This window comes from Streptomyces sp. CBMA123, assembly GCF_014596465.1.
In the GTDB taxonomy this organism is placed as follows: Bacteria; Actinomycetota; Actinomycetes; order Streptomycetales; family Streptomycetaceae; genus Kitasatospora.
Map to the genome: position 1 here is coordinate 1 of NZ_MECK01000169.1, position 11,683 is coordinate 11,683.

At 73.3% G+C, this 11,683-nt stretch carries 10 protein-coding genes and 2 pseudogenes; all 12 read left to right on the top strand.

Annotated elements, in window-relative coordinates; translation table 11 throughout:
• A pseudogene (locus BG452_RS20110) lies at nucleotides 1-314 on the top strand (hypothetical protein); the annotation flags it as partial.
• A gap of 148 nt (nucleotides 315-462) precedes the next feature.
• Nucleotides 463-1,932 carry an SCO6880 family protein gene (locus tag BG452_RS20115; protein ID WP_188305724.1) on the top strand — a complete coding sequence of 490 codons (1,470 nt, stop codon included), beginning with the start codon at nucleotides 463-465 and terminating at the stop codon, nucleotides 1,930-1,932.
• Nucleotides 1,933-1,962: 30 nt separating this feature from the next.
• Entirely contained in the window at nucleotides 1,963-2,412 is a 450-nt protein-coding gene (locus BG452_RS20120; protein ID WP_188305725.1) for a DUF6238 family protein, read from the top strand.
• Between the two features lie 24 nt (nucleotides 2,413-2,436).
• A complete protein-coding gene (locus BG452_RS20125) occupies nucleotides 2,437-3,942 on the top strand; it encodes an ATP-binding protein (RefSeq protein WP_188305726.1) in 1,506 nt (501 codons plus the stop codon).
• Between the two features lie 206 nt (nucleotides 3,943-4,148).
• Nucleotides 4,149-4,895: a hypothetical protein gene (locus tag BG452_RS20130; protein ID WP_188305727.1), complete on the top strand. Its 747-nt coding sequence runs from the start codon at nucleotides 4,149-4,151 to the stop codon at nucleotides 4,893-4,895.
• A 34-nt stretch (nucleotides 4,896-4,929) separates the two neighbouring features.
• Nucleotides 4,930-5,427: a hypothetical protein gene (locus tag BG452_RS20135; protein WP_188305728.1), complete on the top strand. Its 498-nt coding sequence runs from the start codon at nucleotides 4,930-4,932 to the stop codon at nucleotides 5,425-5,427.
• Between the two features lie 76 nt (nucleotides 5,428-5,503).
• Complete coding sequence (locus tag BG452_RS20140; RefSeq protein WP_188305729.1) at nucleotides 5,504-6,007, top strand: hypothetical protein; 504 nt, start codon at nucleotides 5,504-5,506, stop codon at nucleotides 6,005-6,007.
• 54 nt (nucleotides 6,008-6,061) lie between these two features.
• Entirely contained in the window at nucleotides 6,062-7,345 is a 1,284-nt protein-coding gene (locus BG452_RS20145; RefSeq protein ID WP_188305730.1) for a hypothetical protein, read from the top strand.
• Between the two features lie 22 nt (nucleotides 7,346-7,367).
• Entirely contained in the window at nucleotides 7,368-7,784 is a 417-nt protein-coding gene (locus tag BG452_RS20150) for a hypothetical protein (RefSeq protein WP_188305731.1), read from the top strand.
• A gap of 103 nt (nucleotides 7,785-7,887) precedes the next feature.
• Nucleotides 7,888-9,679 (top strand): annotated as a pseudogene (locus BG452_RS20160) (type IV secretory system conjugative DNA transfer family protein).
• A 188-nt stretch (nucleotides 9,680-9,867) separates the two neighbouring features.
• Entirely contained in the window at nucleotides 9,868-10,743 is an 876-nt protein-coding gene (locus BG452_RS20165) for a hypothetical protein (RefSeq protein WP_188305735.1), read from the top strand.
• A partial coding sequence (locus tag BG452_RS20170) for a hypothetical protein (RefSeq protein ID WP_188305734.1) occupies nucleotides 10,740-11,683 on the top strand: 944 nt, incomplete at its 3' end. The genes BG452_RS20165 and BG452_RS20170, both read left to right, overlap by 4 nt.

Sequence of the window (11,683 nt, forward strand, 5' to 3'; positions counted from 1 at the left end):
CCACCACCGAGGCCTTCGCCTGGCTGGTGACGCTGTTCGCGGCCGGCACCTCGCTGGGCTCGGCGGCCGTCGGCAACGTGCTGGCGCACACCAACGAGCACTGGGCGGCGCTGTGCGGCACCGCGGGGGCCCGGGGGGCGGGGGCCGGCCGGGGCGGCGGCGGCGGGGGCGGCGCCGCCGGCTCGGCGCCCGGCCCGGCCCCCGCGGGCACCGGCGCCCCGGCACCGGCCAGCGCAGGACCGCCCCCGGCCGGACCGCCAGCACCGGACCCGTCGCGGTTCGTCTACCCCGGTCCCGCCAAGCCCGGTTCCTGACCGACACACCCCGGGGCGGGCAGCAGCCCGCCGCCCGCCCCGGGCCCACCGCCCGATCTCAAACCCTCGAAGGAGCCCCTGCGATGACGTCCAGAAGAGTGCCGCGCCCCCGCCCGCCGCCCGCACGCTCATCCCCCTGGAACCCCCGATGTCCTCCTCGCCGCCCGACGCCACCCCTGCGTCCGTCAAGTTCCCCCACCGCAGCCGCCGAGGCGTGCTGCTCGGCCTGAGCGCCCCGCAGCTGACCACCTGCTCCGCCACCGGCCTTCTCCTGCTCGCCGTGCTCGTCACCCGGGGCGTCACCGGCGCCCTGCAGCTCATACCCGTGTGGGCGGGTGTCGCCGCCCTGGTGTTCATCCGCTACCGGGGCCGCACCCTCGCCGACTGGGCGCCCGTCGCCGCCCGCTACGGCCTGCGGCGCCTGCGCGGACAGCTCATCTGGCTCACCCGCCCTTCCTCCCGCCCGGTGCGCGAGGGCCTGCTCCACCTGCCCGGCAGCGCGGCCAGCCTGCGCGTGGTCACCGCGCCCGATGGCCGCTACGGCGCCGTCCACGACCCGCACGCCGGCACCCTCACCGCGATCGTCAAGGTCTCCTCCCGCGCCTACGCGCTGCTCGACCCCGGCACCCAGAACGCCAACGTCAGCGGGTGGGGACGCTCGCTCGCGGCGCTCGCCCGCACCGGCCAGGTCGCCCGCATCCAGGTCATCGAGCGCACCGTCCCCGACACCGGCGACGCGCTGCGCCGCTACTGGGAGGAGCACGGCCGCCCCGACGCCCCGCTCGCCGGTGAGCTGTACGGGGAGCTGATCCGCGGCGCCGGTCCGGCCGCCGCCCCGCATGAGGCGTACGTCGCCATCGCCCTGGACTTCAAGGCCGCGCGGCGGCTGATCAACCAGGCCGGAGGCGGCCTGACCGGCGCCTTCGCGGTCCTGGCCCAGCTCACCTCCGCGTTCGAGCAGTCCGCCCGCACCGCCGGTCTCACCCCGAACGGCTGGCTGTCCGCGGGCGAGATCGCCGCCGTCGCCCGCACCGCCTACGACCCGAAGTCCCGTGCCGCGCTGGACCGCTGGTCCGAGGACGGGCGCCCCTCCGCAGACCCGGCCGCCGCCGGACCGGTGGTCGTGGTGGAGAAGGCCGACCACATCTCGACCGACTCCGCCCACCACACCACGTACTGGGTGGAGAACTGGCCCAGGACGCAGGTCAACCCGGGCTTCCTGCACCAGGTCATGTTCGCCTCCGGCGTGCGCCGCACCGTCTCCCTGTCCTATGAGCCGCAGGACCTCGACTCGGCGCTGCGCGACGTGCGCCGCAAGAAGGCCAGCGTGATCGCCGACTCCGCCGAGCGCGCCCGCAAGGGCCAGGTCTCCAGCGAGGCCGACTCCGTGGAGTACCAGGACATCCAGGACCGCGAGCGCCAGCTGATCGCCGGCCACGCCGACGTCGCCCTCACCGGGCTGCTGACCGTCAGCGCGGACACCGAGGACGAACTGCGCTCCGCCTGCGCCGTCATGGAGACCGCCGCCGTGGGCGCCCAGCTCGACCTGCGCCCGCTCACCTGGCAGCAGGCCGAGGCGTTCACCGCCTCCGCGCTGCCGTTCGCCCTCGCCGCGTGACGCCGGCCCATTCCGAAAGAGCACCCCCTGATGTCGGCCACCACCCCCGTCGCGCAGGACTTCGTCCCGTACGCGACCGCCGCGATCGACTTCCACCGCGCGCTCAACATCCCCACCGGCCCGCTGGTCGCCTCCCGCGCCGAACTGGACTCGCTCCACGAGCACCTGGTCGCGCTGCACGGCCTCCTCGACGCCCACGCCCAGCGCACCGCGCCGCTGCTGCCGGCCGAGGGCGACCACCTCAAGGCCGTACGCACCCGCCTGTGGCAGGCCGCCGACCACCTCCACGCCGCCTACCACTCCTCGCCCCGGCCCGGCAGCGGCGAGGTCCCAGGCCCCGAAGCCTGCCGCGCCCGCCTGCCCGAGGGCGCCCCGGAACTGAGCATCTGCCGCCGCCACCAGGAGACCGCGCAGCTGGTACGCCGCCGCACCACCCCCGCCGACCTGCACGCCCCGTTCACCGGCCTCGTCCGCCGCTGACCCTGCACCCCGGAATCCGTGATCATGCCCAGGAACCGCGCCACCGCCAGCCCCCTGTTCGTCCCGCGCAAGAGCACCCGAGCCCAACAGCGCTCCGCTCGCGCCGAGTTCGCCCAGGCCCGCACCAAGGCCCGCCACGCACAGCCCGCCGCCGAGCGCCGCGAGAGCAGCGGCCCCGATGCGGACCTCCAGCCCGTCTACCCGGCCTCCGGGCGGCCGGGTCCGGCCTCCGCCCGCGGCGGCAGGCTCCGCCTGCCCAAGCATCGCCTGACCACTGCCGTCGCGGGCGGGGCCTTCCCCTTCCTCGCGGAGGCCGGCCTCGGCGCCGAGGGGATGTTCGTCGGCCGTGACCTCCACGCCGAGGGCAGTTTCTGCTTCGACCCGTTCACGCTCTACAACTCCGGCCGGGTGGAGGGGTTCACGAACACCAACGGCTTCCTGTGCGGCATCATCGGCATGGGCAAGTCGGCACTGGCCAAGTCGATTGCCACCCGGTCCATCGCCCACGGCTACAAGATCTATGTGCCGTCCGATCCGAAGGGCGAGTGGTCGGGGCTGGCCCAGGCGCTCGGCGGCCAGACCATCGCATTGGGTCCCGGCCTCCCCGGGAGGTTGAACCCGCTCGACGCGCCGCAGCGCCCGGCCGGGGTGAGCGAGGAGGACTGGAGCGGCGAGGTCCGCAAGCGCCGCCTCCTGCTGCTGGCCAGCCTCGCGGCCACCGTGCTCAAGCGCGACCTGCTGCCGATGGAGCACACGGGCCTCGATGTCGCGCTCGACCTGGTCGTCGCCGACGCCGAAGCCTCCGGCACCGTGCCGCTGCTCGGCGACATCGCCCACGTCCTTGGCCGCCCCGAACGTCTCGACGCCGCCCTCGGCGGCCAGGCCGGAAGCCTCGGCCACGCCACCGACGACCTCGCCCACGCCCTGCGCCGCCTGGTCCACGGCGACTTGAGCGGCATGTTCGACGCGCCGTCCACCGTCGTGTTCGACGCGAACGCGCCGATGCTCTCCATCGACCTGTCCCGGCTCAGCAGCAGCGGCGACGACACCGCCCTCGTCCTCGCGATGACCTGCGCCTCGACGTGGATGGAGGCGGCCCTCGCGGACCCGACCGCGGGTCGCCGGTGGGTGATCTACGACGAGGCGTGGCGGATCATGCGGCACGTGGGTCTGCTGGAGCGCATGCAGCAGCAGTGGAAGCTCAGCCGAGGGTTGGGCATCGCCAACCTGCTGATCGTGCACCGGCTCAGCGACCTGCTGTCCGCGGGCGACGCCGGATCGCGCGGGCGCGTCCTGGCCGAGGGCCTCCTGGCCGACTGCAGCACGCGGATCATCTACCGCCAGGAACCGGACCAGATCCCCGCCGCCATGGCCCTGCTCGGCCTCACCGGCGTCGAAGCCCAGGCCATCGCCGCCCTCACGCGAGGCCGGGGCCTGTGGAAGGTCGCCGGCCTGAGCTTCATCGTCCAGCACCTCCTCCACTCGCGCGAACGCCAGCTCTACGACACCGACTTCCGCCTCGCCGCCTAGACCGGGCACCGCCTACGCCCGCCCTCCGAACGGAACATCCATCCGGTCACTGGGCGAGGACGCGAGACGCCCGGCCCGGTGGCCGTGCGCTCTACCAGCAGATTCCGGCCGGGCCAAACTCCCGGTTCTCCGCATCATCAGCTCCGCCGGAAGCCGTCCTCACGGCCCCGGCAGCCCTTGTCCGTACGAGCGAAGCGGAGCCCCCCGTGCCTGCCCAGCTTCCCGATGTCGCTATCGGTCACCACCCGAGCCACGGCATCGTCGCCTCCCTGCCCACCCAGTCGCCCGCCGCCGAGTGGATGCTGGAACGCCTCGAATTCCAGCGCCTGCCCGGCAACCCGAAGCTCTTCACCCTCACCGACCAGCACCGCGAAGCCCCCGAGCGCGCCGCCTGGGCCGCCAAGCTCCTCACCGGCGCCGGCTACCGCGTCAACACCGACATGGCCCTGGCCTCCGAGCCCGCCAACGGCAAGCACCGGGCCCAAGCGAGGCAGACCGACGCCGCACCGGAGGTCTCCGGGCCGCAGCGCGCCCCCGCGCCGAGTGCGGGCCCGGACGTCGCCATCGCCGAGCACCCGAGCCTGGGCATCGTCGCCGCCGTCAACGACGACCTGCCCTTCAACCCGGGCATCTTCCTGGACACCGATGGCTGGCGCCATCACCGGGAACTGGACGTCTACCTCCCCCCGGCCGGCACCCGGGCGGAGTCGCTCGACGTGGTGGCCCACACCGTCATGGGACTGCGGCGCGGCAACTTCCAGGTCGCCTTGCAGCCCCAGCTCGCCGAGGACGTCGCTGCTCACCGCACAACGGTCCGGCAGGCGTTCACCACGCACAAGTTCCGCGTCGACGAGGCCGCGTTCAAGGCACCCGCCACCGTGCCGACCGCCATCGCGGTGAGCCCGCCACCAGCGGCGGTCGATCCGCGCATCGCCTTCGCCCGCGCCCGCTGACCACCCCCACCCCACCCCTTAAGGAGCAGAGCGCATGGCCGTGAAGAAGGTCTGGCAGATCACCCACTCGTGCGGGCACGAGGCCGAGCGCGACCTCGGCGACCGTCCGGCCGACCGCCGGGCCGGCTTCGCCGAGTGGCTGGCCAGGCAGGAGTGCACCGACTGCTGGCGCGCGGCGAAGGCCGGTGACGAGGCCGAGAAGACGGCGTGGCTGGAGGCCAAGCGGGCCACCGAGCAGGCCGAGTCGGACGACTGGTCCAAGCAGTACCGGATGCCGCCGCTGGAGGGCACCGAGAAGGGCATCGCCTGGGGCGTCCGGTGCCGCCACCAGGTCCTCTCCGCCGCTTACACCGCGCTCGTCCTCGACGCCGGCATGGCGGAAGCCGAGTGGGAACAGATCGAGGACCAGGCCCGCACGATCACCCGCGCCGGCTGGTGGATCGACCAGCGCGCCTGCGAACCCGGCGACCTGCCGGAGCTGCTGGAGGCGGCCGTCGACACCGACCGGCCGACCGAGAACCCTTTCGCCTGACCTGCCCGGGCCCTGTCCTGGCCCGGAGCGCCTTCGCCAACTCTCTTCTTCCTCAAAGCGATTCGAAAGTCCCGCCATGTCCTCCTCCCCGCTGTCCTGCACCGTTCGCCGCACCGAGAGCACGACCGACCTGCTCACCGTGCTGAACGACGACGATCCCGACTTCGAGTCCTACCTGCTGGCGTCGTGGTCACCGGGTCCGCCCGCCGAGGAGGACATCGTCCTGCCGGACCTGGCGGCACTGCTGGACGAGCCGCTGGCGCTGCGCAAGCCCCGCACCGGCCACACTCCGTCCCGGCGCCTGACCTGGCACTGCTCGATACGCAGCAGCGGCGCGCTCAGCGACGACCAGTGGTTCGAGCTGACGTGGAAGGTGCTCGACGCCACCGGCATCGAACCGGACGGCGACCCCGACGCCTGCCGGTGGGTGGCCCTGCGCAACACAGCCGACCGGCTCGACCTCGTCGCCACTGTCATCCGCCAGGACGGCCGCTGGGCCCGGCTGCACAACGACCAGCGCTGGGCCCGCTTCGCCTGCGAGGACTTCGCCCGTGACCGCGGGCTCGCCCCGCAGCACTGACGCTCGCGGAACAGCCCGGCGGCCGGCCCGCCGCCCCGCTTGAGAGGGAATGCCGTGATCGCCCACCTGCAGCGCGCCGCCACCACGGCCGCGCTGATCCCCGCGCTCTACGGCCCGGACGACCCACACCGCCGGCTGCGTCCCAGGCTGATCGGCGCCGACTACCGGGGCGCCGACAAGCAGCTGCCCCTGTTCGGCGACCCCCAGGAGGTCCTCGGCGGCGGCGTCTTGGACGCCCCCGCCCAGCGGATCGGCGCCCGGGCACCGGAGCGGCCGGTGTGGATGTGCTCGGTGCGCTCCGACCCCGGGCACCCGGACCTGAGCGATGCCCAGTGGGCCGAGGTCGCCAGGCGCCTGGTCTCCGCGACCGGTCTCGCCCCCGCCGGCGACCCGAAGGGCTGCCGGTGGGCCGCGATCCGCAACCTCGACCACTCGGTGCACATCGTCGCCACCGTCGTCCGCGAGGACGGCCGCATCCACGGCACCTACCGCGACGCCTTCCACGTACAGGCCGAGTGCAACCGCATCGCCGCCGAACTCGGCCACCTCACCCGGACCGTCCCCTCCGTCACCACCGCCAAGGACTACCGGATGCCCACCCCCGCGATCAGCATCAGCATCGAGCCGAGCGGCAGCGTCTCCGCCAAGGGCTCCAGCGACGACCTGTCCGCCGCCCTGCTCAAGCACGCCGGCTTCCAGGAGAAGGCCGACTGGTACGGCCGCCGGCACCGGCTGCCCACCACCACGGCCCACGCCGACCGGGTCGCCGTCGCCACGCACGCCGCCGAGATGCTGCGCGCGGCCCGCTACAACGTCGACCTCGACCCCAAGCTCGACCCCGGCCGCCTCACGACCCCCACCGATCCGCAGGGCCTCAAGGCCGCTGGCCGGCAGGTCCTGGAGCTGGCCGACCAGATCCGCGGCGCCTCCAGCGCCGCCGACGCCGCCAACGCCTTGGACCAGCTCCTCGACCCCGATGACGGCGTCCTCGCCCGGCTGCGGGAAGCATTGGAGGCGGCGGCGGAGCAGGTCACGGACCTGGCCCCCGACGAGTACGAGCTGTCCGACCGCTTCTCCTCCAGCGCCGAACTGATCGGCACCGCCGAGGCCGAACTGGCTGACACCATCAGCGATCTGCGGACCATAGGCGCCGCGCCCGCAGGGCCCGAGCCGGGCCAACCGGTGCAGGCCGCCGATTCCCTGCGCACCCGGGCAGCGCTCGCCCGCAGTGCCGCTGCCCCGGCACCCCGGCCCATCGGCCCGCTTACCGCAGCTGTCCCCGCCCGGGCGCCGTCCGTACCGGCCGCATCCGCGGGGCTTGCCGGCCGAGCCCGCTGACCGAATCGAAGGAAACACGATCATGCGTACGCTCGCCGACGTATACGGCACCGACGTCGAGATCATCAGCCGCTCGGACCAGGTGGTCCGGGCCTACTGCCGCACCGACGCCCCCGACCAGGTCCATCAACTCCTGCGCCAGTGCGGCTTCACCTCCTCCGGGTCGCACGACCTCTGCTGCTACCAGCTGCCCGACTACCTGTCCTTCCCCGACCGGATGAAGGCCGCCTCCATGGCAACCGACCGCCTGGACGAAGCCGGGTACCGGGTCGGGATCGTGCCCCACCTGGTCGTCGGGTACGTCGGCGAGAACTGCATCGTCCAGACCGAGGTACAGCGCCTCGCCGCCACCCGCCGCACCCCCGCCGCCGGGGCCGCCCCCGAGCAGTCCGATCTGCCCGCGCCGCCGTCTGTCCGGCCTGCCGCCCGCACCCGCTGAAACGTTCCGCTGGTCCCACCTCCCGAGGAGAGCATCGTGATCCGTACGAGAGCCGAGCGCGCCCCGCCCGCCGTCGCCCGCTCGCACCCTCCTGGACTCCCTCTTGCCTGCCCCGCGCACCGGCGCGCCGTCGACCACCTCCGGCTCGGACGCGCTCCTCTACCTCCTGTTCGCCGTCGTCGGCGCCGCCCTCGCCTTCGGCTCCCTCGCCTGGCTGATCGGCAACGTCACCAACTACTTCGTAGGGTCCGGTGATTGGGCGCCGTTCCACGCCACCGAAGCCCTCCTTCACCCCGACCGGCTGTGGCCCCACCTCGGCCCGGTCGCCGTCCTGGTCGGCGCCCGGATCGTCCCCGGCGCCCTCACTCTCGCCACCGCCGTCACCGTCCTGGCGCTGTGGCTGCGCCACCGCTCCGGCGCCAGGAGCGGTCTAGCCCGCAAGGCGGACATAGCGCCGCTCCTGGACAAGGAGAGCACCAAGAAGGCCCGCAGCCTGCGCCCGAGCCTGAACGGCCGGGAGTGTAAAAGAGGTTGAGCCGAACGACCGCGGCATCCTGATCGGCACGCTCTCCCCGGGCAGGGCCGAGGTCCGCGCCTCCTGGGAGGACGTGATGGTCGCCATCATGGCGCCCCGCTCCGGCAAGACCTCAGGCATCGCGATCCCGGCGATCCTCGCCGCCCCCGGACCGGTGCTGCTGACCTCGAACAAGGCCGCCAACGACGCGTACACCACCTGCGTTGACGCCCGTGCGAAGGTCGGCAAGGTCTGGACACTCGACCCGCAGCAGATCGCGCACCACCCGCGCGAGATGTGGTGGGACATCCTCGCGGACGCCCGTGACCTCGCCGGCGCCAAGCGGCTGGCGACGCATTTCGTGACCGCGAGCGTGGACGAGTCCAGCGGCTCCGACTTCTGGTCGACCGCGGCGAGCAACACCCTCGGGTCGCTGTTCCTGGCCGCCGCGAGCCACCGCCGCCCGATCACCGACGTGCTGGCCTGGCTCGCCTCGCCCTCCGACCGCACCCCCGTCGACCTGCTCACCGACGCCGGGCACCACGCGGTCGCCGCCCAGCTCCAGGGCACCGTCACGGGTGCCACGGAGACGAGGGACGGTATTTACGAGACGGCGCGCCAGTATGCGAGCTGCCTGCTCGACCCGGAGATCGCCGCCTGGGTCACCCCCACCGAGGGCCTGCCGGAGTTCAAGCCGTTCGCCTTCGCCTCCAGCCGGGACACGCTGTTCCTGCTCAGCAAGGATGGCGGCGGCAGCGCCTCAGCGATCATCGCCGCTGCTGCCGACGCGGTGATGCGCGCGGCCGTCATCGTGGCGGAGCGCTCCGGCGGACGGCTCGACCCGCCCGCGCTGTGCGTGCTCGACGAGGCCGCCAACGTCTGCAAAATTTCGGACCTCCCGGACCTGTACAGCCACTTGGGCAGCCGGGGCGTCATCCCGATCACCATCCTGCAGTCCTACCGCCAGGGCCAGCGCTGCTGGGGGGAAGCGGGCATGGACGCCCTCTGGTCCGCGGCGACCGTCAAGGTGATCGGCAGCGGCATTGATGACGCCGACTTCGCGGACAAGCTGTCGCGGCAGATCGGCGAGCACGACGTGCAGACCGTCTCCGTGTCCGACTCCGGCAGCGGCAAGTCGACGTCGGTGTCGATGCGCACCGAGCGCGTCCTGCCGCCCGACGAGATCCGCGCCCTGCCCAAGGGCAAGATCCTGCTCTTCGCGACCGGCATGAAGGTGGCGATGCTCGACCTCAGGCCCTGGTACAAGGAGCGCTCCGCCAAGGAGATCGGCCCGGCCTCCGCCCGCGCCACCAAGGCCATCACCGAACGCGCCCTCGCCAAGGGCACCACCACCCCCGGCGACTTCACCCTCTCGGCCTGACCCGCCCCGTCCGGCGGCGCCGACCACGAGTCCGCCCCTCTTCGGCCGGCGCCGCCGCCACTTCCCCTCATCCGCTCCAACCGGGTGTGCCACGTCCACCCGCCCACGCCAAGGACACCTCCGTGACCACAACGACCGCTCCCGCCCTGCGAGTTCTCTCACTCGGCGCAGGGGTTCAGAGCAGTGTGCTGCTGCTCCTGGCCGCCGAAGGCCACCTGCCCGGCCTCGACTACGCGATCTTCGCCGACACGGGCTGGGAACCCGCCTCCGTGTACGCGCACCTCGACCGGATCGAGCGGGAGGTCGCCGAGCCCGCCGGCATCCCGATCCTGCGCGTCTCCTCCGGCAACATCCGCGACGACGCCCTCGACCCGACGAAGCGCTTCGCGTCGATGCCGCTGCACATCCTCAACCCCCAAGGCACCGAGGGGCTTTCACGGCGCCAGTGCACGGGCCAGTACAAGATCAAGCCGATCAAGGAGCAGGTCCGGTCCCTGCTCGGCCACCCGTACCCGCAGCGGGTGCCGGCCGGGGTGTTCGTGGAGCAGTGGATCGGCATCTCCACCGACGAGTTCCACCGGGCCAAGGACGCCGATGTCGCCTACATGAAGAATCGTTTCCCTCTGATCGAGGAGGGGTTCTCCCGCGCGGACTGCCTGCGGCTGCTGCGCTCGCGCGGCTTCGAGTCCACGCCGAAGTCGAGCTGCCTGGGGTGCCCGTTCCACGGAAACTCGCAATGGAGGGCCCTCCGCGACAACTCGCCCGCGGAGTGGGAGGACGTCGTCGCGTTCGACCGTGCCATCCGCAACGGCAACGCGCGGGCAACCGCCGAGGGCACCCCGCTGCTTGGGCAGGCGTACCTGCACCGCAGCCGCCGCCCCCTGGACGAGGCGCCGATCGACCGGGTCACCGCGCACGAGTGGGCGGGTCGGCAGACCGACGTCTTCGACGCGCTCGCGGACGCCGAGCTGGAGGCCGGTGACGTGGACGGCTGCTCGCCCTGGGCCTGCCGTGCCGGTCAGCCGGTCAGCGTCGGCCGTGACTCCTTCGGGCTGGCGGCATGAGCGTGTGGAGCACTCCCGCCGCCGACCGCGCCGCCGCGCTGCGCGAGCAGGCCGAGCGCTGCGGCGACCCGTCCGCCGCGCTGCCGGACCTCGAACTGCTCAACGCCGCGTACGAGTCGCTGCTGCGCGAGCAGATCGACACCCGCGACCGGTACATGTCGCTGCTGACCTCGCTGCGCAAGCACGACGAGCAGGTCCGCGCGGCGGCCGTCGCCTCCTTCAAGGGCCACGCCGACCGTTTCGCGCAGGACGCGGTGCGCCAGCACATGCGCCCCTTCCACGAACTCCTCTACCGCGTCGAGAAGTTGTCGGACCGGCCCGGCGTGCAGCAGGTGGAGGACCTGCGCTCGGTCGGGGTTCGGGTGGCCCACCAGCTCAAGGACGCGGGCCCGGCCGAGAACCTCATCGACCCGGACGGCGCCCGCGCCACCCTGCGGTCCGTGCACAGCGTCGTCGGCGTGCTGGAGGGGCGGCCGGGCCTGGACGGCGCCGAGGTGCTCGACCTGGTCAAGGACGTGCTCGACGGCGAGCCGCCCAGCGCCGTGTTCGAGATCGCCGACCGCGCCGGCCCCCGGCCCTCGCTGCCGGTGGCCGCGCCGCCGTTCGCCGGTCCCGGGTGGAACGACCTGGGGCACCTGTGGGCCTTCCAGGACGCCGATTCCGGTGCCCACGTGAAGGCGTACCCGATGGGCGGCGAGGACTGGTACTTGGACCTGTGGTCCGCGCAGGGCCAGCTGCTCGCCTTCGGCTCGGCGACGGCCGACGAGGTCGCCGCCCTGGCCCCGGCGCTCACGGCCAAGGCCGAAGCGTGGTCCCGGGACCGCAGCGAGTACGGCTGGCGCCGCTTCGCCGACACCGCCCAGGCCGTGCGCGCGGCCCCGGACCAGGCCCGGGTCCGGGCCGCCACCGCCTCCTCACCCTCCCGCACCGCAGGCCGGAA